Raw genomic sequence first — 22,580 nt, 5'->3', positions numbered from 1 at the left:
CAGGAACTTACCTTTGAACAGCATAGGGCGGCAGTTTCGTGGGATCGAAAAAGGTTCGTGTCGGTATCGTCGGGGTCGGCAATTGCGCATCCTCCCTGGTGCAGGGCCTCTCTTATTATCGTCACGCAAAGAGCAACGAACCAATCCCAGGGCTGATGCATGCCGACCTCGGCGGCTACCATGTCGACGACATCGAGATTGTCTGCGCATTCGACGTCGCCAGGAGCAAGGTTGGCCTCGACGTCGCTGAAGCAATCTACGCCGCCCCGAACAACACGTTCCGCTTTGCCGATGCGGCGGCAAACGGCGTTCGCGTCGAGCGCGGACCGACACTTGACGGCATCGGAAAATACTTGCGCGACGAAATCGAGGAGGCGCCGGAGCCGGTTGCCGACGTCAGCGAAATCCTGCGCAACAGCGGCGCCGACGTGCTGGTCTCTTACCTGCCGGTGGGCTCCGAGGAGGCGACGCGCTTCTACGCCGAATGCGCGCTTGAGGCCGGCTGCGCCTTCGTCAACTGCATACCCGTTTTCATCGCCTCACGTCCGGAATGGCGCCGGCGCTTCGAGCAGCGAGGGCTGCCGCTGGTCGGCGATGATATCAAGAGCCAGGTCGGGGCGACCATCGTTCACCGCCTGCTGGCAAATCTCTTCCGCGAGCGCGGTGTGCGCATCGATCGCACTTATCAGCTGAATTTCGGCGGCAACACCGACTTCCTCAACATGCTGGAACGCGAGCGGCTGGAATCAAAGAAGATTTCCAAGACCCAGTCCGTGGCCAGCCAGTTCGATGTTCCCCTGGAGCCGGGCAATATTCATGTCGGACCCAGCGACCACGTACCGTGGCTGACCGATCGCAAATGGGCCTATATCCGGGTGGAAGGGACGACCTTCGGCGGCGTGCCGCTCAACGCCGAGCTCAAGCTGGAAGTCTGGGATTCTCCAAATTCAGCCGGCGTGGTGATCGATGCGATACGCTGCGCCAAGCTTGCGCTCGATCGCGGCATAGCGGGAGCACTGACCGGCCCCTGCAGCTATTTCATGAAGTCGCCTCCCGAACAGTTCACCGACGCCGAAGCGCGGCAGCGCACGCTCGCTTTCATCGCCGGCAAGGACGAGCCTTTGCTGGATGCCGCGGAATGACGACAACGTTCTTTTTGATCCGTCATGCAGCGCACGACAATGTCGGCTCCTATCTTGCAGGACGGATGGACGGCGTTTGCCTTGGCGAGGCTGGGAAGGCGCAGGCCGCGCATCTTGGTGGCCGCATGGCCCGGGAGCCGATTGAAGCCATCTTGTGCAGCCCGCGTGAGCGTACGCAAGAGACGGCCGTGCCGATCGCGCTTGCCTGCGGCGTCGGCGAAATCGCGATCTGCGCCGAACTCGACGAGATCGATTTCGGCGATTGGTCGGGAAAGACTTTCGACGAGTTGAATGGCGATGCCGGCTGGCGGGCGTGGAACGACCAGCGGCAGGAGGCCAGGACACCGAGCGGCGAGACCATGCTGGATGTCCAGGAGCGGATCGTCGCACTGATGAACGCAGTGCGCGAGCGGCATCCGAACCAGTGTGTCGCCCTGGTCAGCCACGCCGACGTCATCAAGGCCGCCGTCTGCAAGGTGCTTGGCTTGCCGGTCGGCGACTGCTTCCGCTTCGACATCGATCCAGCCTCGATCACGACGATCGTGTCGGGTGACTGGGGCTCCAAGCTCCTGCGAATGAACGAAGCTGCCTGACGAGGACTTTCCGGATGCAGATGGTCATTTTCGGTCTCACCGTTACATCATCATGGGGCAACGGCCATGCCACGCTCTGGCGCGGACTGATCCGCGCCCTGGGTCGGCTGGGATGGTCCATCACCTTCTTCGAACGCGATACCCCCTACTATGCCGGGACGCGTGATCTCGATCGGCTCGATGGCGGCAACGTCGTCATTTATCCGGACTGGGAAGACATCCGTCGCGTTGCGGAGCGGGCAATGAAGCAAGCGGATGTCGTCGTCGTTACCTCCTACTGTGCCGACGCCGTGGAGGCCTCACGGCTGGCGCAGCAGACAGGTCGCGGATTGCGTGTCTTCTACGATCTCGACACTCCGGTCACGCTTGCCCGCATCGAGCAAGGCGAGCGTCCGCCCTATTTCGGACCTGAGGGTCTTGCGGATTTCGACCTCGTTTTGAGTTACACCGGCGGCTCTGCGATCGAGGCGCTTAAGTCGGTTTTAGGCGCGCGTCACGTGGTACCTCTCTATGGGCATGTCGATCCCGACCAACACCGGCCGGCAGAGAAGCGGGCCGAATTCGCCGGTGATCTGTCCTATCTCGGAACTTACGCGGCGGATCGCCAGGCCGGCGTCGAAAAGCTGCTGGTCCGCCCGGCCGCGCGCCTGCCTGACCACCGCTTCATCATTGGCGGCGCGCAATATCCGCAGGAATTCCCATGGAGCGACAACATCTTCTTTGTCAGGCATCTTCCGCCAGCCGACCATCCGGCTTTCTTCTCATCATCTCGCCTGACACTGAACGTCACCCGAGAGGCGATGGCGCAAAAGGGCTGGTGCCCGTCGGGACGGCTCTTCGAAGCGGCCGCGTGTGGGGCTGCCATCGTCACCGATGCATGGCCGGGCCTGGCCGAATTTTTCGAACCCGGCCGCGAAATCTTGTTGGCGCATGACACCGATGATGTGGTCGCCGCATTGCGATTGCCGGAGCGCGAGCTCGACGGCATTCGAAGGCGTGCCCGCGACCGGGTCTTGGGCGAACACACTTCCGCACGGCGCGCGGCGGAACTGGATCGCATCCTGAACGAGGCCTTTCAAAGATCTCCCGGCGAACCGATGAGGGAAGCGGTCTGATGTTGGGCATCGTACCCGCTGCCGGGCGCGGCAGCCGCATTCAGCCGCTCGGCTTCTCGAAAGAGCTGCTGCCGGTCGGTAGCCGGATCGATGGACAGACCGAGCGTCCATGCGCCGTGAGCGAGTATCTGGTACGGCGCATGGTGCAGGCCGGCGTCGACAAGATTTGCTTCATCATCGGATCGGGCAAATCCGACATCCTTGAATACTACGCCGCCGGCTACGGTGACGCGGCGGCTCTCTTCGTGGTGCAGCCGAACCCCGTCGGTCTGTGCGATGCGATCTTCCGGGCGGCGCCCCTCGTCGCGCCCGACGAGGTCGTCCTGGTCGGCCTTCCCGATACGATCTGGTTTCCCGAGGACGGTTTCCGCCATTTGCCCGACGATCAGCTCTCATTTCTGCTTTTCCCGGTGGATCAGCCGGAATTCTTCGACGCCGTCGTCACCGACGTCCACGAGCGCGTGATCGAAATCCAGGTCAAACGACAGGATGCCACCACGAACTGGGTTTGGGGTGCGTTCAAGATGCCGGGCCATATCCTGCATCAGCTTGCGGCACTCTGGCGTGAGCGCGAGCGCAGTGACGAATATATCGGCACATTGGTCAACGCCTATATTGCGGCCGGCGGTACAGCTTTTGGTGTCAGGGCTGGGTCGGACTATGTCGATGTCGGCACTTTCAACGGCTATCGAACAGCTCTGCGGTTGCTTGAAAACGACGCCTCATCCGCGCAGCGCCGGCCCACCATGATCATGCCCGGCGCGCAGTCGCATGTACCCGTCGTTCCTGGCGAAGGAGCCTGAGCCATGCTGCATTCCCATGCCGAAATCCGCCGCCGCATCGATGCGCTCGGCCCATGGTTCCACAACATGGAACTTGCCGGCGTCCAAACCGCTCCCAACCATTTTCTGGGCAACTACCCGCTGATCAAATGGCGCAAATTTGCCAATGCCATTCCCGCTGATCTGAGGGGCAAGGCCGTACTCGATATCGGCTGCAATGCAGGATTTTACTCCATCGAGATGAAACGGCGAGGTGCTGACCGTGTCCTCGGCATCGATTTCGATGACGCCTACCTGGCGCAGGCTCGCTTTGCCGCCGAGGTTGCCGATTGCGAGATCGAATTCCAGAAGCTTTCGGTCTACGACGTCGGCTCGCTGCGCGAGACGTTCGATGTCGTGCTGTTCATGGGGGTGCTTTACCATTTGCGCCACCCCTTGCTCGCGCTCGACCTGATCCGCGAACATGTCGCCCGTGACCTGATGATCTTCCAGTCCATGCAGCGCGGCAGCGCGGATCTGCCCGAGTTGGAAGAAAACTATCATTTCTGGACGCATGACCTGTTCGACCAGCCGCAGTTTCCCAAGCTGCATTTTATCGAGCACCGCTATGCCGACGATCCCACCAACTGGTGGATTCCAAACCGCGCCTGCACCGAAGCGATGCTGCGCAGCGCCGGTTTCGAGATCGTTTTACACCCCGAGCAGGAGGTCTATTTCTGCCGCGCAGCCGGGGACCCGGCCGGCGGCGGCGCCATCTACCCCTCGAAAGGACAGCTCCATGATTGAAGCCGCCATGATCTGGAACGAGCCCAACAACAAATCGCATTGGGACCCAGAGCTCGATCCCGATTGGAGCCGCTTTGCCAGGATGGCGATCTTGTCGGCTGACGCAATCGCGTCGGAGAACCCGTCTTTGACGAAAGTACTCGGTGGCATCTCGCCGATAGATCCGGGCTTTATCACCCGCATGAAGGAATTCGGCGTGCTGGACCATGTCGATGCCGTCGCCGTGCACGGCTTTCCGCTCGACTGGAACCTGTGGCAGATCCACGAATGGCCACAGAAGATTGGCGAGATCGCGACCGTCACCAACCTTCCCATCTGGGTCAGCGAAGTCGGCGTATCGACCTTCGGCGCGGAAGAAATCCAGGTTTGGGGGCTCAAGCGCACCGCTGAGTTGCTGATTGGCAACGCACCACGCATCCAGTGGTACAGCCTCTACGATCTTCCGCGCGAATGGGAAGCAACGACGCGGCATCGCGAGGCGGAGGGCTCTTCTTACTATCGACATTTCCACATGGGGCTGCTGCGCCAGGACGGTACGCCAAAACCTGCGCTGGAGGAGTTCCTGCGCTACACGCCCGCAATGGGGCTGGTGCAGTGGTTTCATTTCGAGGACCCCCGGCTGGACAATGCCGTCGCCTGGATGAAGCGGCTGGGCGTCACCAATATGCGCACGGGGCTTTCCTGGGCAGACAGCTTCCGGCCGAACGCGCTGGACTGGTTCGACCGGCAGATGGAGGCACTCGCCGATTTCGACGTGACGGTCACCTTTTGCTTTACACCGCAGCATCGGGGAATGATGCCCCACCACACCAGCCCGCCACTGGCGCCGGAGGAGTTCGCGGAATTCTGCGCAACCATGATCCGCCGCTATGCGCCCGGCATGACGTCCGCTTCGCTCCCGACGCGGCGGGCCTCGGCAGCGTGAAAGTGTCATGCTGCCAATGCATCAGACGCCTGACACATTGGACGAATTAGCGGCATCATCGACAGGTGGTGCGGCATACGGGACTGAGGCGCAACCAGCCGCGGCGCTCACTGTCCTCAATGTCGCCTACCCTCTCGCACCCGTCGGACCCGATGCTGTCGGCGGTGCCGAACAGGTTCTGTCGATGCTCGATCGGGAGCTGGTTCGCGCCGGCCACCGCTCTATCGTCATTGGCTGCCGCGGCTCCAGCGCGAGCGGTACCCTTGTGGAAATACCGGCTGAAAACGGCGTGCTCGACGAGGCGGCGAAGAGCCGCGCGCAGCAGGCTCATCGCAAAGCGATCGCCGCTGCCCGCGCCCGATGGCCGATCGATGTGGTTCATCTGCACGGCATCGATTTTCATGCCTATCTGCCCGACGATGGTCCGACCCTGGTGAGCCTCCACCTGCCCTTGGACTGGTATCCGGCCGAGGCTCTGCGACCGACGCGCGACGACCTGTGGCTCCATGCGGTCTCGCCCACCCAGCAGCAAACGGCGCCACCAGGGGCCAGACTGGTGGCGCCGATTCCCAACGGCGTTGACATCGAAGCACTGAGCCTGGTGCAGCCGAAGCGAGACTTTGCCCTGGTTCTCAGCCGGGTCTGCCCGGAAAAGGGCATTCACCTGGCCCTGGACGCGGCCAAACAGGCGGGCGTGCCCCTGGTCATCGGCGGCAAGGTCTATCCTTACGAAACACATACGCGCTACTTTCGCGACGAGGTCCAATCCCGTCTTGATGCTCGCCGCCGCTTCCTGGGCCCGCTCGGTTTTAACGCCAAGAGGCGCTTTCTCAACGCAGCCCGCTGTCTGGTCATTCCAAGCCTCGCCGCCGAGACAAGCTCGCTTGTCGCCATGGAGGCCCTCGCCTGCGGTACCCCGGTGGTCGCATTCCCGAATGGTGCGCTTGCGGATGTCATCGAGCACGGCAGGACGGGCTTTCTCGTCAACACAGTCGACGAGATGGCCCAAGCCATTCTTGCGGCGCCCAGCCTGGACGCCGAGGCGTGCCGGGTTGAAGCGCGACGGCGGTTTTCGCTGGAACGGATGATCTCGTCGTATATGGCTGCCTATCAGGCCCTGGCACAACTTGGCACCGATTGCAGGCGCTTCGCTGCGGCACCGTGAGAAAAGCAGTGTTGCGCAGCGAAATCATCGATGACCCCGTAAAATTCGATGCCTTGACGCCGCACTGGTGGAAACTGTGGGAGCAGAGTTCCTCTGCGACGCCGTTCCAATCCCCCGCCTGGCTGGTGCCATGGTGGCGCGCATTCGCACCCGGTGAACTGGCGACAGTCGCGGTCTGGCGTGGCGGCGATCTGGTCGGGCTGGCGCCACTCTATCTCGAGCATGGAACGGCCGGTTCGAAGCTGCTTCCGGTCGGTATTTCGCTCAGCGATTATCTGGACATCCTGGCTGTCCGGGATATCGAGGCGGCGGTCGTGTCCACAATTGCCGAAACGATCTGCTCGGTCGGGTGGTCACAATGGATCTTGTCTGATCTGCCGCAAAACAGTGCCGGTCTTACGATCGCGCATCCCGGTTTAACGGTCGAGAGGCCGGTAATTCATGCAGCCTGCCCCGTACTTGCTGTTGCCGGCGACGAAACGTTGGCCGGCTGCGTTCCCGCTCGGCGCAGGCGCCAGTTGCGCCGGGCGCGCCAAGCGGCGTCCAGACGCGGCCGGCTCGCGTTGGCGTCAGCTCGGGGTGATCAGAACTTCCTGAACCAATTGATCCGTCTGCACCATGCGCGCTGGGTTGGACATGGAGGTGGTGTCTTGGCCGATCCCACCGTGCAGCAGTTCCATGGGCTTTCACTTCCCTTGCTCGATGCTCACGGTCTGGTCCGATGCTGGTTGCTCGCGATCGATGGCACGACTGTCGCCGCCTATTACGGATTTCACCACCGTGGCCGCGCCTATGCCTATCTCGGCGGCCTCGATCCTGCTTATGCCGAGGAGAGCCCAGGTGCGATCCTGATCGGCCACGCGATCGCGGAGTCGATCCGCGAGGATGCGCGCGAGTTCGACTTCCTGCGCGGCCAGGAAGCCTACAAATATGGCTGGGGCGCCGTCGACAGGTGGACGATGCGGAGGATCTGGACGCGGAGTTGATGTCATGAGTGTGCACGCGCAGCGCCGGACATCGGTCAGACGGGCGGTCGAAGGTTGTGTGGCCGATGGTGCCTGCGCCGAAGCTGTTCTCGTCAGGCTGGCGCTTCACCTGCCGCCCACAATTGAAGCGGCGGAATTGGCGGAGGTCGTGCTGAAAGTCCGTCCGGCGAATACCGGCGATGCTGAAAGACTGCGAAAGGTCGCTGGACTGCTGCGCCACAAACCGGGCGTCCTTGCCACTTTGCGAGCGACAGGCGGCGCCGTTCGGCATGAACGCGGTAACGGCGAGACGGATATCGCCGTGGTCAGGAGGCTGGCCTCGAGTTTTGATGCCGCGGCAGCAATTTCGACCGCGGCAAGTGTCCAGTTAGGATCCCTTGGCGATGACGAGCGGCTGACAGCCATGACCGACGAAATCGTTGAATGGCTCGAGGCGCGAGAATTCACCGGAATTCAACGAGACATTCTCGACATCGGTTGCGGCATCGGACGTTTCGAGCGCGCGCTGTTCAATTCCTTCAAGCGGATGGTCGGCATCGACATATCTTCGCGGATGATCTCTATCGCCTCCGAGCAATGCGCAGCGCTCGGCAATGTCGAACTGCGCCAAACCTCCGGTCTCGATCTGGCCGACTTCGACGACGACAGTTTCGATTGCGTGTTGGCGGTCGACAGCTTTCCCTACCTGGTCCTGGCCGGCATGGCTGAGCGGCTTTTCGATGAAATTGCGCGCGTTCTCAAACGGCCGGGCCGGCTCGCATTGCTGAACTATTCTTATCGCGGATCGCTTTCTTTGGACCGGGCCGACATCGGCCGTCTTGCGCAAGCTCACCAATTGCGGGTCATCATCGACGGCGAGAAGCCGTTTCGGTCATGGGATGGCGACGCCTTCCTGCTTGCTGGGTGAGACGGAACATTACAGCGCGATGCCGGTTCGGGCGTCGGCACCGATCGGTGTCCTGGATTCGAAGGAGGAGATCATGGCATCCGGCGGCAAAAAGCATTTCGGCCAAGGCAGCCAAGGCAAAGGTGCCGGCGCCGGCGCAATGACCACCTTGGACAAGGACAAGATCGAAGAAAACGCGGTTTTGTCCAACCGCGACAGGAAGCAACATAGCCGAGAGCGCGGGCTGGACGGCAATCGAATCAAGTCCGATCAATTTCAGGATCACGCCGCAAACCGGTTGCTGAAGGACTGACGCCACCGCGCCGCGTCTTGCCGCGGCACGGAGGAAAAACTGTGCAAGGGCCGCCGGTGAGCCTCTCGGCGGTCGACAACGCCTTGTAGTGCCGAGCGCTCATCATCAGACTTGGATCTAGGGATGCTATCAAGAGAACGTGATGTCTCATTCGAGCGACGATACCACGGATCTGCTTGTCGAGATGGCAGTGGATCGGGAGATTGCTTCCCTGCTGGCCGCCATAGAGCAGGAAAAGATACCGGACCGCCTGTCCAAGCTGGCGATCGAATTGCAAAACGCTCTCGTCGAGAAGCGTCGGCGAGACGTGAAGAGCTGATTATCTGCGGCTGTCGACCTCTATATCGAGCTGACCATCCGACAGCTGATTTCGCCTTTCTATCAATGTCTGCAACGAGCTCTCCCCGAGTAGCTCAAGGATGTTGGCGCGGGCACGGTTCAGCCGGCTCTTGACCGTCCCTACCGCGCAGCCGCAGATTTCGGCGGTTTCCTCGTAGCCCACTCCTAAAACGCCAATCAGCATCAGCACCTCGCGCTGATGTTCGGGCAGCTTTTGGATGGCGCCGTGAACTTCCTTGCTCTGAACGGTCCATTCCTGGGTAGCTTCCGAAATCGGTCTCGAAGACGCGCAGTCGAGAAGGCCTGGCGCTTCCCGTGCAGCGATCTTGATCCGGGTGTAATAGGTGTTGCGCATGATGGTGAAGAGCCACGACTTCATGCGTGTACCGGGTTCGAACTTGTCGATGTTGGCGAGCCCTTTGGTCAACGTTTCCTGCACCAGATCGTCGGCATCGTCTGGAACGCGGCAGAAGGTGCGCGCGAAAGCCCGCAGGGCAGGTATCAGATCAACGATGGAAACGTCATTGGTTTGTTGGTCGGCCAAGAGATAGCCTCCGGATGACAATGGTCCAGCTCCCAGAAGAAAGAGTGAATGAACGAAGCCAGAGCTAAATGCATGGAAGTTTGGTTCGTTCCCGCCGTTGGAAACAACTCTTCGAAAATTCCACCGGGCGCGAACACGCCGACTACGGTCTTCCCCCAAACACGCCCACTTCAAAGGAACGAAACACCATGCCGAGCTTCATTCCCGGGAAGCCTCGCCGGTGCGTTTGGCTGTGCAGGGTATGGACCGAGTCGTGCGGCTGGTAACGCGCAAACCACTGCCTGACAAGCCTATTGGCGAACCACGTGGCGAACTCGGCTCCACCGATACATAGCGATAATGGTTGGCCCGGAGACATGTTAAAGTCGTTAATTTTGTTAACTTATTGGCGCGGGTGAAATCCAGCAATCGGTCGTAGTTGCCGGGCAGTCGGCCAACGAACATGCTCGTCCAGCACTTGCTCTATTCTGCCCTCCGATCGGGCTAAGCCGATGAAATACCGGGTTGATTTACCCCTCACGACGTCGCCGAAAGGCATGCTGTCGCGTACAATCTGCAGCTGCTCTCCGAAGCTGGCTGTTGCGGTGCTGTGCAACTCGCTTTGGCGAAGATCACGGATGACGATCAGCGCTTGAGTGAGCGCCCGAACCGGTCCTCGATCCGCGACTGAAGGAACTCGAGCCCCATCGAGAGCAGCCAATAGATCATCGAGGCGGTGATGAGCATCTCGATGTGGCGGAACTCGGTCTGGCCCTGCGTGCGTGCGAGATACATGATCTCCCAGACCCCGACCACCGAGACCAGCGAAGAATCCTTCAGCATCGCAATGAACTGGTTGCCGGTCGGCGGCACGATGACGCGCATCGCCTGCGGCAGGATGACCAGGAACATCGTCTGGTTAGCGCTAAGGCCGAGTGCCGTAGCACCCTCGGTCTGGCCGCGCGAGATGCTTTCGATGCCGGCGCGGAAGATCTCGGTCATGTACGCGCCGTAGCAGAGCGACAGCGCCATGATACCGGCCGGCACGGCGCCGATCACGTAGCCAATCTGCGGCAGGCCGAGATAGATGATGTAGATCTGCATCAGCAACGGCAAGCCACGAAACAGAGAGGTATAGAAGGTCGCCAAGCCATAGACCACGCCGTTGCGGGAAAGTTTGGCGATGGCGCCAACGAAGGCGATGAGGGTGGCAATGGCGATCGAAATGGCCGAAATGTAGAGGGTCGTCACCACACCCTTCGAGACGAGGAAGCCGATCTTCTTGGCGATGAACGCGAAGGACAGGTCGAAGGAATAGAAAAACAACATTAGCAACACGAACAGCTCTATCCAAACTGCCACAATCTGCTGTTTGCGGCTGAGATACCGCAGCGCGTTCCAGTTCGCCACCAAGATCAATGCGATCAGCACCGCCGAGACCGCCCGCCCGACGTCCGGGTTGGCGGCGAGCCACTCGACCGACCCCGGAACGAGCTTGCCGAGCCAACTGGCTTTGATGCCGAGCCCATACAGGCCGGCGGCGATGGCGGCGAGCACGAAGAATACGCCAACGCGGCGCGCCGCGTCCGGGTGGTTGAGCAATAGTCGGCCGATCACGTCTTCGATCTCCCTGCGGTCAGCGGGCCCGCTCGCGCCACCAATCCTGCGCCTGCAGCTTCCAGTAGGTGAGTTGCGCAACCGCAAGTCCAGCCGGGCCGCCCGCCCAGGCAAGGCCGAAGGGTGTGAACAGCCGGTAGCGGTCCGATTGTCCCAGTATGGCTTCGGCGATCAACTTGCCGGCGATCGCCGTGGTGTTGATGCCATGGCCACCAAAAGCCGTGAGGTACCAGACGCCCGGCTGCAACGGGCCTATCTGGGGCATCATGTGCCGGGCATAAGACATGAGCCCGGACCAGGCGAGTTCGGTCTTGAGGTGTTCGAGCTGCGGATAAGTGGTGACCATCTCACGGCGCAATTGCCTCGCCAACACGCCCGATGAGGCTGCCCGGGTGGTGATGCGCCCTCCCCAGAGCAGCCGCCTGCCGTCTTCGACAACACGGTAATAATCGCCTGCGCGACGGTTATCGCCGACGGCGTCGGTCGTCGTAATCGACTTGGCGATGAGGTCAGGCGCCTCCTCGCTCACCATAACGTAAGTGGCGATAGGCAGGAATGCCCGCTGCAGCCGACCGACCAGTGGCCCCGTATATCCGCCGGTGGCAACTACGGCCTGGCGGGCGCGCACTTCGCCGCTGTCGGTACGCAAGATCTTTTCGGCGCCGTCAAGGTTGGCTTCAACGGCAGCCGTTCTCTCGTATATCCTGCCGCCCAGCCGCTCGATCTCGCCAGCAACGGCGCGCAGATAGTTAAGCGGATGCATGTGGAAGGCGCTGGGATCGCGCAGGCCTTGGTGGTAGCGATCCGAATGCAGCACCGCTCGCACCTGGTCGCGATCGAGATAGTCGAGCCGATAGTCGAAATCCCGCGCCAGTTGCTCGGCATATGCCTTGAGCGCGGCGCCACCATCGTGGCGAAGCACGCTCAATATACCGGAGCGCGGCTCTGCCGCCTTGATGTCGAGATCGCGGATCGTCTGCCGCACGAAGTCGACGCCTTCGATGGACAGGCGGTGCAGTTTTTGTGCCGCGTCGACGCCGGCCATCGCGGCGATGTTGTCGGTGCCGGTGGCGAAACCGGGATTGACGAAGCCGCCATTGCGACCGGAAGCGCCGAATCCTATCCGCTGCGCGTCAAGCACGACGACCTGCTGGCCGGCGCGAGCCAGCTGCAACGCCGTCGTCAGGCCGGCCAGTCCGCCGCCGACAACGACTGTCTCGCACTCGGAAACGCCGCTCAGCGGCGGTCTGATGGTGTTGTCGGCAAGCGTGCGTCGGTAATAGGTGTCAGGACATGTCATGATCAATATGATGAGGTGGCGGCACTAGAGCATTTTGCAAGCAGGCGGAGCCGCCCGGTGTCGTGGAAATGCGGCTGAAACAAAACAGATGGAGCGGGATGTTCAATTGAATGCACCCCGCTCAAGCTTTATCCACGATGCCTCTCAGTCAGAGCTGTAATCCTTGCCGTACCACTTGGTGGTCAGTTTCGCGAGGGTACCGTCCTTCTTCATCTCGTCGAGAATGGCGCCGATCTTGGCATTCCACTCGGCATCACCTTTTTCCGCGATCACCACCAGTGGCTCACGGAAGGCATAGCCGCCTTCCAGGACACGCAACGGGTAGCCGTTCTTTATCGCGTTCTGAGCCGTCTGTTCTGGTGCGATGACCGCGTTGAGGCGCACGCCGTCGCCGAGCCTCAAATCGTCGAACGGCAGCATTGAGTCAGCGAAAGTCCTGATCTCACCGGGCTCCAGCTTGTATTCGATGGGCGGCAGGCCGGGAGCATCGATCTCGAGTTGTCTACGGATGAAATCCTCCGACGTGGTGGCGGTCTCGACGCCGATGATCTTACCGTTCAGGTCGGCGACCGATTTGGCCGGGCTGTCCTTGTGAACCACGTAAACGTAGGGGCTATAATAATAGATGCCTTCGAAATCGATCACCTTGGCCCGCGCTTTGGTCGGCGTCACCGAGCCGACACCCAGATCGTAGCGTCCCTGCCAATGGCCGCCCGTCATCGTCGCCCAGTCCGGCGTGTCGAAACTGACCTCCACACCGAGGCGCCTTGCGATCTCCTTCGAGACGTCGATATCGAAGCCGACCAACTGATTGCTGTCGTCGAGGAAACTCTGCGGCGGCCAACCGCTGTTTGTGGCGACCACCATTGCCTTCTTCGAGGTAACCCGGTCGATGGTTTCACCCGCCGACGCCGCAGACGCGAACGCGAGCGTGGTAGTGGCCAAGGCCAGCCACGCGATCAATTTCCTCACTTGAACCTCCCTCTTCATCGTCATTCAGACATATGCTTCCCAGAGCGCGCTCCCGTAGAGCAATTGAGAGCGCGGCATGAGATCGATCTCATATCAGCACACATGTCGACGAGGGGATCAAGTCTTTTTTCAAGTAGCCAGTTGTCCTCCGGGGGCGCAAAGCATCGGCACCCGCACGGTGCGGCGGAACCCGCGTTTGATGTGACGCGCGTGACTTTCAAGACAGAGGAACGAAGGTCTACTTCAACCTACACAGCATCATAGACAGATGGCGGCACAGGATGGCTTGCTGTCTACGAGTTTCCGATGTTCCGGTTAAGCATGGGTGCGCGGCACACCGGCAGCAGCACCAGCAGGATGATGGCGGAATCGACCCAGAGGACCCTGTTCACGCCCATCGTGTCGACGATCTGACTGGTCGCTAGGGTACCCACGGAGATGGCAAGATTGAAAGTGAAGCAGTAGATGGCCGTCGCGGTCTCCGCGCTTTCTGATGCTGCACTCAGCACCCACGTCTGCAGCGTAATGGGCGCCGCGCCATACGCGAAGCCCCACACCAGCAGCAGGATGGTTCCTGTGAGCGGCGTGACCCCGAGCAACGGGAAAAGAGCCAGCGTGGCCCCGAGCCCAATGACGACGCAGGCCAATGTGCGACCGACGGATTTGGCGGCCCAGACGCCTGCGACGGCGTTGCCAATCATTCCGAGAATGCCATACCCCAACAGTAGCCAGCCTATGCTCCCTGCAGTGACGCCCGAGACCTCCAGCAACACCGGGCTCACGAAGGTGTAGGCACCGTAGTGGGCAGCCACCAGCAGTGCGGTCGCAACCACGCCCGCCAGAAGGGCGGGATTGCGCAATTGCGCACGCAGGGCTTTCACCTCCACAGGCTGCGCCGCCTCCAGCTTCGGAAGCACAAGCAGGGCGGCGAGCAGTGTGGCAAAGCTCAGGCCGGCGAGAGACCAGAACGCGCCGCGCCAGCCGACTAGATCACCGATGATCGTGCCGGCCGGCACGCCCAGCACCGCAGCGGCACTTACACCGCCGAAGACAATAGTCATGGCGCGCGGCACGGACGGTCCAGGAACAAGGCGTACTGCGATGCTCCCGGCTATCGCCCAAAAGCCACCGATGGTGATCCCGACGAGCAGCCTGGACGCGAGCAGAACGGGAAAGTTCGTTGCGAGCGCTGAAATCACGCTCGCCGCAGCCATTACCGCGAGCAGGCCCGCCATCAGAATACGCCGGTCGAGCCTCCCCACTGCCAACGGCAAACCGATAGAAGCGAACGCCGCAATTACGCCGGGTATCGTCACCGTGAGACCGCCACTCCCAATAGAGACATTCAACTCGGAAGAAATTGCCGGAATCAGCCCCACAGGGAGTTGCTCCGCAGTGATCATCGAAAAAATACCCAGCGATACAGTGAGCACGGAGAGCCACATGCGAAAAGTGGCTCCCTGTTTCTCCCGAAGGGCTGCTTTGGTCAGAGACATGATCACCTTCAGCCCGCGAGAGGCACTCGACGCCAACTTTTCGGGCAAACGTTAGAGAGACGGATCGGGCAATTTGATCCCGGCCTGGTTTCAGATAATCTGTCCGCTGCGGATTGATAATCGAGGGAGATATGGATGGTGAATTCACGAAACGTGAATGAAAGAGGTGATTGCAGTTGGACCGGCTGACCAGCATGACCGTGTTTGCCAACGTCGTCGGTGAAGGCAGCTTCGCTGGAGCGGCCAAGCGGATGCGACTATCGCCAGCGGCCGTGAGCAAGCATGTCCAAATGCTGGAAGAGTGGCTTGGCGCACGCCTTCTCAACCGGACGACCCGGCGCATCAGCCTGACAGAGCTCGGCGCCTCCGTCTACGAGCGCAGTCTGCGCATAATCGAGGATGTCGAGGAAGTTCGTACGAGCGCGGCCGAGAGCAAGACACGTCCGACCGGCTCACTGCGTGTCAGCGCGCCGATCTCCTTCGGCGCGATGCACCTTGGGAGAGTCGTTGCAGAATATCTCGCGGTCTACCCGGAGGTGTCGGTTGAGTTGGTGTTGGACGACCGTGTGGTTGACATCGTGGAAGAGGGCCTGGATGTCGCGGTACGCATCGCTCCACTCACGGTTTCCAATCTGGTTGCTCGCCGAATCGCGCCGTCACGCGAGGTGGTCTGCGCTTCGCGCGATTATCTGGACAGACGCGGGCGTCCCACAAAGCCGTCGGATCTCCACGACCATGATTGTCTGGACTACGCGTTGCGCGCCAGCCGCGGAAAATGGCGGTTCGACGGACCAAAGGGGCAAGTGGCGGTAAAAATCACTGCACGGATGACGGCAACGAACGGGCAGCTCCTGCGCGATGCGGCGCTGGGTGGAGCAGGCATAGTACTTTGCCCCACTTTCCTTGTTGGAGAAGCCATTCGTTCGGGCCAACTGGAGACAGTGATGCCCCAGTTCAAGCCGGTAAGCCGGTCGATCTACGCGATGTACCCGTCAAGAAGGCATCTTTCCGCCAAAGTTCAAAGCTTCGTGACGCTTCTCGCCGCCCACTTTGGTGAGAACCCACCTTGGGACAACTTTGGACCATGACGACTGGAATGTTGAGCCCAGAGGCCGCGCGCACTTGCACGGCCTTACTGTGCATGGGACCAGCACCCAGGGCCAAGGGGCGGTGCATATCGAGCCGTCCAGCACCTTTTCGAGACTGAAGCATCCGCTATTTGCCGACGGTCAGTCGCTGAGGCTCAATCCACCGCCCATCCTAAGCGCCGCCACAGCGCAAGTTGTAGCATCTGCGGTGTCTCTGGTTCTCTGCGGCCACCGGCGGAACGGGTTGTAAGCAGGCGCGTTCCTCCAGCGTCAAGCTTGGAGAACATACATGGATGACGAGCTGCGCCTGAAGTTACAAGAGCTGAGCCAAAGCATGCAAACGCGAGCGGCCGAACTTTCGACGCTCGGCGGCAGCGCAGACATAAGTACGGTGATGTCGGGGATCGCCGTCGCTCTGGAGGCGCTGCTGGTGATTGCCGAAGAGATGAAAACGCCACGTTCCGGCCCTTCGGTCCTGCCCGACGCTACATGAACATCTCCGATCGTTTGGGAGAGGCTCCAGAGCGAGAGCGCCTACCGCCCACCAGCAAATCGCTCGCCGAGGAACTGGCTTTAATCCACATTCTGGGTTGGAGAGTGGAGAGCGCAATCTACTCGGTGGAGTACTCCAGGTGGGGTGAGCGTCGGTAGAAATGGATTTTGCACTCGATGATGCCTTTTGGGTAATCGAGGACGGCCTTAGGACGGAGGACCACGATGGCTTGGATGGCCGCAATTTGCCCGATTACAGATGAGCAGGCGCTCGTTAATTCGGAGACAGTTGGTGACATCCGGGAGTTTCGCTGTCCGAGTTGCGGCGACTTCAAAATCACGAACTCGGCCACCGCGATGTTCAAAGGCCTATCGGCAGAACAGAAGTTGGAGCGCTTCGAATACGCTAGAGTAATCGCGGGCGACAACGCGATCACAGTGACGACGGAACATGGATCTATCGATACCGAAGATCAATAGAATACCCGCCCGACAAGCCGGTTCCCAGCGCATCTCCTCACTTGCTGCCCTGAGACCATTTGACTGCCGGTCCAGGTAGTGGGCAGTTTGAAGGTAGAAGCTCACGTCAACATGGCCAGACCATTTTTACACTGCCGATCTGCGCGGCCAGCAACGCCTCTCGTGAGGGGCAAGGCATGGGCATCGAACGTCTCGGACCGGTCGGCGGCGTAAGGCTGGTTGCCTATGATCCTCCTACCGGCGAATGGAACCAGATCTGCCACAGCGCGTCATAGAAGCAGATCAGGTGCGATTTAACGCAAGGAGTGACATCGATGATCAGGCTCCTTCTCCTCCTCGCCATTGCATTCGCCTTCGCATGCGGCGGGACGGAGGCGGCCAAGCTGGATCTAGCCGCTGTAAATCAGGCGCAATTCTCCGCCGGCGATCCGAAAGGGCTCGATCCTGCCGTGCTGAAGGCGCAAATTTTTTTGGATCGTGCGCGCTTCTCACCGGGGCTCATCGACGGCCGCCTTGGAGAGAACTTCGCCAAGGCGGTCAAGGCCTTCCAGGCGTCGAACGGACTGGCCCCAGATGGCAAGCTCACCCAGGCGACTTGGGACAAGCTGATGGCAACCTCCACCAGCCCAGCTCTGATCACCTATGAACTGACCCGCAAAGATGTACGCGGCCCCTTCACCAAACGCATTCCGGGGCGCATGGAGAGGATGGCTCGCCTGAGAAGGCTTGGCTATCACGACTCGATCGAGAAGCTGGCGGAGCGCTTCCATGTGAGCGAACCATTGCTCAGGAGGCTAAACCCAGGCACCGGATTCAGGAAAGCTGGAACCACGCTGCTGGTACCAGATGTTGGCCGGGGTGAACCTCCCGCCACCATTGCCGGCGTCGAAGTCGACAAAGGCGCTCATCAGGTGCGCGTGCTCGACCCCTCCAATAAAGCGTTTGCCGTCTACCCCGCCTCGATCGGGAGCGACGAGAAGCCGGCACCAAGTGGGCAGGCAGAGATCCAAAGGGTGGTGCACAACCCGACCTATCACTACGATCCCGATTTTGCATTCAAGGGAGTCAAAACCAAGCGGCCCTTCACCATTGCTGCCGGCCCTAACAATCCCGTGGGATCAATCTGGATCGACCTCTCCATCGAAAGCTACGGCATTCACGGCACGCCCGAACCCGGCAAGATCGGGAAGACCTTCTCTCACGGCTGCATCAGGCTAACGAACTGGGATGCCGAGGACCTCGCCTCAATGGTGCACAAACATATGAAGGTGACTTTCAAGGACGAGTGACGCAAGCCGTCGCATCCCTCGATGTCGCCGAAACAAGATGTCCGTCGGTGCCCGTGACAATCGCATCCTGCGACCCGTTGGCCGATCAGCGCGTGCTTCGGGTTCGGGGTGCAACATCAAGCGGCGCCATTTGCACGGATGGCGGCGAACCAACCACCATGGCGGGGGCGCCAGATTGCTCACCACGTTGGCTCTCTACTTCGCGGCTCATACCTTGTTGAGCAGCTTGCATCTCCGGAACGGTGAAAACCGGGACCTCGCCCTTGAAACCCTGGAGCTCAAAGGCGCCCGCCTGGACGACCGGCATCGATGCTCCTGCCGCAAAGCCGGGTCCAAGCACCAGGGGGATGCCCAGCTTCTTGGTCGTCGATTCGAGCCGTGCCGCGCGGTTCACGGGGGAGCCGATCGCGGTGTAATCGAAGCGCCGTTCGGAGCCGAAATTGCCTACCGAGCAGATGCCGGTCTCGATGGCGACGCCGATTTCGATGGAGCGATGGCCATCCGCGGTGAAGGCGGCGTCTTCGCGCCTCACCCGCTCGATAAGGGCCAGGCCCGCGTCGAGCGCACGCTCACGATGATCGGGTTGATCTAGCGGTGCGTTCCAGAAGGCCAGCACCGCATCGCCCATGAACTTGTCGATGGTGCCGTCGCGCTTGAGGATCTCATCGGTCGCAATGCCGAGGAAATGGTTGACCACCTTGGCGATCTCTTGGGTGTCGAGCTGTTCGCTCATGGTCGTGAAGCCACGTATGTCGCTGATCAAAATTGTGATCTCGCGCTTCTCGCCGGACAGGATTGCCTCGGTGTCCGAGCTTGCGAGGCGCTGCACCACGGAGGGCGACAGATATTGGGAGAACTGTCGCGTCAGGGTGGACCGGCGCTGCTCGCTGCGCCTGTAGAGGACATAGCCTTCGAAGCCCGCAACCATGATGGTTGCAAGCGCCGGCTGCAGCGGGTCATAGAGTGCACCCTGCAGGCTGTACTCGAGAGCGCCGAACACGAACGGCGTGACGGCCAGCAGCGCCAGGGAGATGGCGCCAAGCACGACACGCCCGGCGAGCACTCCAGAAAGCCCGATGAAAACGACGGCACTGAGGAGAAACCAGAGCCGCTCGAGCATACGCGCGTGCGCTGGCTCTGCCAGGAAGCGCCCGGCAAGCATCTGGCCGATCGCATCGGCGTGGATCTCCGCTCCTGGTCGCGCTGGACTCGTCGGCGTGGGCAGGTACTGCGTCAGGCCCACAGCCGACAGGTCGACAATGGCGATGGCGTCCCGCAGCCGCGGATCGCCATGGCCCGAAAGGATAGTGCTGGCAGACAGGCGAGGCGTGTCCGTGGCGGTTTCCCAGAGGCGGATGCTCCCCTCCGGCTCGAGCGGCACAATGGCGCCTGCCATCCTGAGTGCGTCGAACCCGGCTGCATTCATCCGGGCTGTGTAACCGTCCTGTCCAGCGTAAAGGCGCAGGAGCTCGAGTGCGAAAGACGGCCACAGCTGCGCGCGTTGAGGGGTGTTGCGAAGCCAGAGCAGCGGCACATGGCGCAGTACGCCGTCGGGATCGGGCAAGGTGCGAATCACGCCGAGGCCTGCGGCGGCGTTCGAGAATTCGGCAAGCGACCCGGTAAGACCGGTGAAGCCGGGAAGTGTATCGGGTACTTGCCCGACGATCGACCAGCCGGCTTTGGGTTCTGCTTCTGAAACCGTCGCTTCATTGCCCAGGCTGACGGCAAGCGCCGTTCGATTTTTGGACAGCGCCGCTGCCAGGCGCTTGTCTCCGGCCATGCCCTCAGGCGAGGTGTCAGCCTCGGGGAGTACCAGCGCAAGCCCGACCACCGCCGCACCGGACTGCGTGATGCCATTGACCAGATCGGCCAAGAGGCCACGGTTCCAGGGCCATCGCCCATGTGCCTTGAGGCTGGCGTCGTCTATCGAGACGATCACGACAGGATTGCTCGTCGCCTGACGTGGGGCGAGAAACTGATAGAAGTCGTACGTCCGCTCACGCAGGCGCGACAACGGCCCGTCAAAAGTCAAATGGCAAGCGAGCAGCAGGAGCACGACCACAAGGCCGGATATTTTGCGTCTGCCGGCTTGCCGCCAATCAGCCCAGCGCCTACCGACCGAGTGGCTCATCTCGTGCAGCCAGGCCTAATCGCAGTTGTAGTAGTAGCAGCAACCCTCACCCTCACACTCGCCCCGCCGCCCCCCGCTGCCCGCAGGTGGCGTTGGGCTGTCAGGGAATTCCATGACCACTCCTGGCAGTGCGCCGTCCCTGGACCCGCAGACTTTGAGCGAGGAGCCTAGAGCCGACGCACAAATTGCGCTTACGTCCAACCCAGGACCCGGTGCGCCCGGCAGGCCGGTTCCCGCTATCCGGTCGATACTGTCCAAGATCGGGAAGGCGTCGATGCCGCCGTAGCCGGCCAGAAGCTTGCCATCGTCCGACGTGCAGGCGTAGCCCGGGTTCGTGATGACCAGCCGTTTGCCATTGATCGTGCAGGTCATGCGGCCGGCGCGCAATATGCCGACGGTCTGGCCGGCTGCCACCAGCACTTCGATGATGCCGCCTCTCGCTCCGAGCACCATGTGCGGCGTCGCAACCTGCATGACGCCCCCTTTCGAAACCTGGCCGCCATAAAAACGGGCCAGGCCGCTGTTCATCCCGATGTCGATCTTTCCCGACCCGGAGCCCGGATTGTAGACGAACTCATCGATCGTCAGGCTGGTGTTTGGACCAATTTTGGCGCTCGATTCATCCCGGAACACCAGCATTCCGAGACCGGTGGGATTGCTGCGCAACTGGTCGCCGAGTTCGACGCCGGCGCCAACGTTCATCGTCCCGCCGTTATTGCGGACGATGATGGTCTGGTAGGCCGTCATCGACCCGACCGTCTCAGCAGCGGATGGTGCCGCGAAGGCGAGGCAGGCGATAAAAATGACGATCTGATGATACCTCATCGCGGCCTCTTTCAATTGAGCGTCAACGTATAGCTCATGAGCATTTCGAACGATTTTCGGTCGCGGTTGGCGAGGGCGAAGTTGGTTTTGCGGTAGGCGAGATCGACGCTGATCTTCTGCGCTTCCGTCAGCTGAAAATCGCTTTCCGAGGCAATGCGCCAGAAGTCGCTCTTGATATTTGTGCCGATGCCGACGGACAGATCGGGAGTGTCGCTGTGGCCGGCCGATAAGGCGATCTGGTGCGACCATGCGAAAAAATCCGGTACGTTCATCAACAGGCCGCCATAGCGGACCTCGCCCGTATAGCTGCGGCTGATTTCGCCCGATCCGGAAGCGAAGTCATTCGAGCCGACAAAGCGCAAGCCGAGCGCCTGGCCATTGCGGAAGCGGTAGCTGCCGCCTGCCTCATAGAAGACCCTGCTATCCGCGAAAATGCCTTGCGAGGCGCTTAGATCGATGTAGCCGCCACCGGCGAAGAGCGTCGTCTCGACCGTCGGGCGAACGACGAAACGTCCACTGAGGCCGATACCGGTTTCGTAAATGTCGCTGTCGAAACGATCCGTAACGGTGAACGCGGAAAGCAGCAGGCGCAGCGAATCGATCCCGCTGTTGGGCAGTCCCTTGTCCCAGGTTATCGCTGCGTTGCCGTGGATAAAAGTCTTCTCGCCACCCGGAACCGACAGGTCTTCCGTGAAAAGACGCTCAGTCGCGGTCAACGACCCCGAAAGAACGAGCGCGTCGGCACTTGGCGTGCCGAGGTCCCACCGCACAAAACCTTCCGCCTGCCCGTAAGGCGAGACGAAGCTGTCGTCGTCCTGCGCCCCGCCTGGCTCAAAATCGGTGAATGCGCTGAATACGCCGCCGGTCAGGGCGAGTTCCCAGGTGACGCCACGCAACGCGCGCTCGATGCGGGCGAGCAGGCGAACAGCTTCCTGTTGCTCACTTGCGGTCAGACCTCCGACTTCGATGCCGTACTGCACCTGCCGCCGGGCCAATTCATAGGACCCTACATGATAATACAACCGGCTGGCCGCAAGCCGGGCGCGCGCATCGCGCGGGTATTGGATCAGATACTGCTCGATCGAGGAGATCGCCTGATCGTATTGCCCAGCATTGACCGCAACCGTGACGAATTGGGCGAGCGTTCCGTTGTCGGCCGGACTGGCGATGCGGGCCGCAAACGCATCGTCATAGGCCCCAAAAAGACCTTGTGCGCCGGCCGGCAACACGCCGGCACAAAGCAGCGCTGCGGCGACGCCGAAGATCGTTCGAAACGAAGATTGCATGCCGAGAACCCACCCCCAAACCCGACTAGTGCGAGAGATTTAGCACGAC

At 61.1% G+C, this 22,580-nt stretch carries 23 protein-coding genes; 15 read left to right on the top strand and 8 right to left on the bottom strand.

The window, feature by feature from the left end:
• The first annotated feature begins 38 nt into the window (after positions 1 to 38).
• The 11 genes from NLY33_RS14175 (at position 39) to NLY33_RS14125 (ending at position 9,012) form a co-directional block, all read left to right on the top strand.
• Positions 39 to 1,142 carry an inositol-3-phosphate synthase gene (locus NLY33_RS14175; RefSeq protein ID WP_023681094.1) on the top strand — a complete coding sequence of 368 codons (1,104 nt, stop codon included), beginning with the start codon at positions 39 to 41 and terminating at the stop codon, positions 1,140 to 1,142.
• Complete coding sequence (locus NLY33_RS14170) at positions 1,139 to 1,735, top strand: histidine phosphatase family protein (protein ID WP_023667978.1); 597 nt, start codon at positions 1,139 to 1,141, stop codon at positions 1,733 to 1,735. Before NLY33_RS14175 ends, NLY33_RS14170 begins: the two co-directional genes overlap by 4 nt.
• Positions 1,736 to 1,749: 14 nt before the next feature.
• Complete coding sequence (locus NLY33_RS14165) at positions 1,750 to 2,850, top strand: CgeB family protein (protein WP_023699986.1); 1,101 nt, start codon at positions 1,750 to 1,752, stop codon at positions 2,848 to 2,850.
• Positions 2,850 to 3,653, top strand: a complete 804-nt coding sequence (locus NLY33_RS14160; RefSeq protein ID WP_023704592.1) for a sugar phosphate nucleotidyltransferase — start codon at positions 2,850 to 2,852, stop codon at positions 3,651 to 3,653. Before NLY33_RS14165 ends, NLY33_RS14160 begins: the two co-directional genes overlap by 1 nt.
• A gap of 3 nt (positions 3,654 to 3,656) precedes the next feature.
• Positions 3,657 to 4,418, top strand: a complete 762-nt coding sequence (locus tag NLY33_RS14155) for a TIGR04290 family methyltransferase (RefSeq protein WP_023667975.1) — start codon at positions 3,657 to 3,659, stop codon at positions 4,416 to 4,418.
• The gene (locus NLY33_RS14150) at positions 4,411 to 5,343 is read left to right on the top strand and encodes a glycoside hydrolase 5 family protein (RefSeq protein WP_023704591.1); all 933 of its coding nucleotides are present in this window, start codon (positions 4,411 to 4,413) and stop codon (positions 5,341 to 5,343) included. The genes NLY33_RS14155 and NLY33_RS14150 overlap by 8 nt, the downstream gene beginning before the upstream one ends.
• A gap of 7 nt (positions 5,344 to 5,350) precedes the next feature.
• Positions 5,351 to 6,508 carry a glycosyltransferase gene (locus tag NLY33_RS14145; protein ID WP_023704590.1) on the top strand — a complete coding sequence of 386 codons (1,158 nt, stop codon included), beginning with the start codon at positions 5,351 to 5,353 and terminating at the stop codon, positions 6,506 to 6,508.
• A gap of 8 nt (positions 6,509 to 6,516) precedes the next feature.
• Positions 6,517 to 7,494: a GNAT family N-acetyltransferase gene (locus NLY33_RS14140; protein WP_245260965.1), complete on the top strand. Its 978-nt coding sequence runs from the start codon at positions 6,517 to 6,519 to the stop codon at positions 7,492 to 7,494.
• Positions 7,394 to 8,401 (top strand): class I SAM-dependent methyltransferase, encoded by a 1,008-nt coding sequence (locus tag NLY33_RS14135; protein ID WP_245262843.1) that lies wholly within the window; start codon positions 7,394 to 7,396, stop codon positions 8,399 to 8,401. Before NLY33_RS14140 ends, NLY33_RS14135 begins: the two co-directional genes overlap by 101 nt.
• Positions 8,402 to 8,474: 73 nt before the next feature.
• Positions 8,475 to 8,693 (top strand): hypothetical protein, encoded by a 219-nt coding sequence (locus tag NLY33_RS14130; protein ID WP_023691451.1) that lies wholly within the window; start codon positions 8,475 to 8,477, stop codon positions 8,691 to 8,693.
• A 142-nt stretch (positions 8,694 to 8,835) separates the two neighbouring features.
• A complete protein-coding gene (locus NLY33_RS14125) occupies positions 8,836 to 9,012 on the top strand; it encodes a hypothetical protein (RefSeq protein ID WP_023704587.1) in 177 nt (58 codons plus the stop codon).
• On the opposite strand, the gene NLY33_RS14120 is transcribed toward NLY33_RS14125, so the two are convergent.
• From NLY33_RS14120 to NLY33_RS14100, 5 genes are all read right to left on the bottom strand, one after another.
• Complete coding sequence (locus tag NLY33_RS14120) at positions 9,013 to 9,576, bottom strand: sigma-70 family RNA polymerase sigma factor (RefSeq protein ID WP_023667968.1); 564 nt, start codon at positions 9,574 to 9,576, stop codon at positions 9,013 to 9,015. It lies immediately after the preceding gene.
• A gap of 624 nt (positions 9,577 to 10,200) precedes the next feature.
• Positions 10,201 to 11,172 carry an amino acid ABC transporter permease gene (locus NLY33_RS14115; RefSeq protein ID WP_023687785.1) on the bottom strand — a complete coding sequence of 324 codons (972 nt, stop codon included), beginning with the start codon at positions 11,170 to 11,172 and terminating at the stop codon, positions 10,201 to 10,203.
• 19 nt (positions 11,173 to 11,191) lie between these two features.
• Complete coding sequence (locus NLY33_RS14110; protein WP_023704586.1) at positions 11,192 to 12,472, bottom strand: NAD(P)/FAD-dependent oxidoreductase; 1,281 nt, start codon at positions 12,470 to 12,472, stop codon at positions 11,192 to 11,194.
• Between the two features lie 144 nt (positions 12,473 to 12,616).
• Positions 12,617 to 13,444 carry a transporter substrate-binding domain-containing protein gene (locus NLY33_RS14105; protein WP_023704585.1) on the bottom strand — a complete coding sequence of 276 codons (828 nt, stop codon included), beginning with the start codon at positions 13,442 to 13,444 and terminating at the stop codon, positions 12,617 to 12,619.
• Between the two features lie 293 nt (positions 13,445 to 13,737).
• Positions 13,738 to 14,940: an MFS transporter gene (locus NLY33_RS14100; RefSeq protein ID WP_023691454.1), complete on the bottom strand. Its 1,203-nt coding sequence runs from the start codon at positions 14,938 to 14,940 to the stop codon at positions 13,738 to 13,740.
• 176 nt (positions 14,941 to 15,116) lie between these two features.
• Between NLY33_RS14100 and NLY33_RS14095 the strand changes: the two genes are divergently transcribed.
• From NLY33_RS14095 to NLY33_RS14080, 4 genes are all read left to right on the top strand, one after another.
• Complete coding sequence (locus NLY33_RS14095; protein ID WP_023681081.1) at positions 15,117 to 16,028, top strand: LysR family transcriptional regulator; 912 nt, start codon at positions 15,117 to 15,119, stop codon at positions 16,026 to 16,028.
• Positions 16,029 to 16,317: 289 nt separating this feature from the next.
• A complete protein-coding gene (locus NLY33_RS14090; RefSeq protein WP_023667962.1) occupies positions 16,318 to 16,521 on the top strand; it encodes a hypothetical protein in 204 nt (67 codons plus the stop codon).
• Between the two features lie 224 nt (positions 16,522 to 16,745).
• Entirely contained in the window at positions 16,746 to 17,000 is a 255-nt protein-coding gene (locus tag NLY33_RS14085) for a hypothetical protein (protein ID WP_023704584.1), read from the top strand.
• 314 nt (positions 17,001 to 17,314) lie between these two features.
• Complete coding sequence (locus tag NLY33_RS14080) at positions 17,315 to 18,289, top strand: L,D-transpeptidase family protein (protein WP_023704582.1); 975 nt, start codon at positions 17,315 to 17,317, stop codon at positions 18,287 to 18,289.
• Between the two features lie 85 nt (positions 18,290 to 18,374).
• Here the strand turns inward: NLY33_RS14080 and NLY33_RS14075 are convergent, their stop codons facing one another.
• The 3 genes from NLY33_RS14075 to NLY33_RS14065 form a co-directional block, all read right to left on the bottom strand.
• Positions 18,375 to 20,345 carry a CHASE2 domain-containing protein gene (locus NLY33_RS14075; protein ID WP_198020316.1) on the bottom strand — a complete coding sequence of 657 codons (1,971 nt, stop codon included), beginning with the start codon at positions 20,343 to 20,345 and terminating at the stop codon, positions 18,375 to 18,377.
• 90 nt (positions 20,346 to 20,435) lie between these two features.
• Positions 20,436 to 21,260 (bottom strand): FecR family protein, encoded by an 825-nt coding sequence (locus tag NLY33_RS14070; RefSeq protein ID WP_023687780.1) that lies wholly within the window; start codon positions 21,258 to 21,260, stop codon positions 20,436 to 20,438.
• Complete coding sequence (locus NLY33_RS14065) at positions 21,257 to 22,474, bottom strand: tetratricopeptide repeat protein (RefSeq protein ID WP_197031261.1); 1,218 nt, start codon at positions 22,472 to 22,474, stop codon at positions 21,257 to 21,259. The genes NLY33_RS14070 and NLY33_RS14065 overlap by 4 nt, the downstream gene beginning before the upstream one ends.
• Between the last annotated feature and the right edge of the window lie 106 nt (positions 22,475 to 22,580).

It is taken from the genome of Mesorhizobium sp. C432A (assembly GCF_030323145.1).
GTDB lineage: Bacteria > Pseudomonadota > Alphaproteobacteria > Rhizobiales > Rhizobiaceae > Mesorhizobium.
The sequence above is the reverse complement of the archived record's forward strand: the minus strand, read 5'-3'. Positions and strand labels throughout refer to the sequence as shown.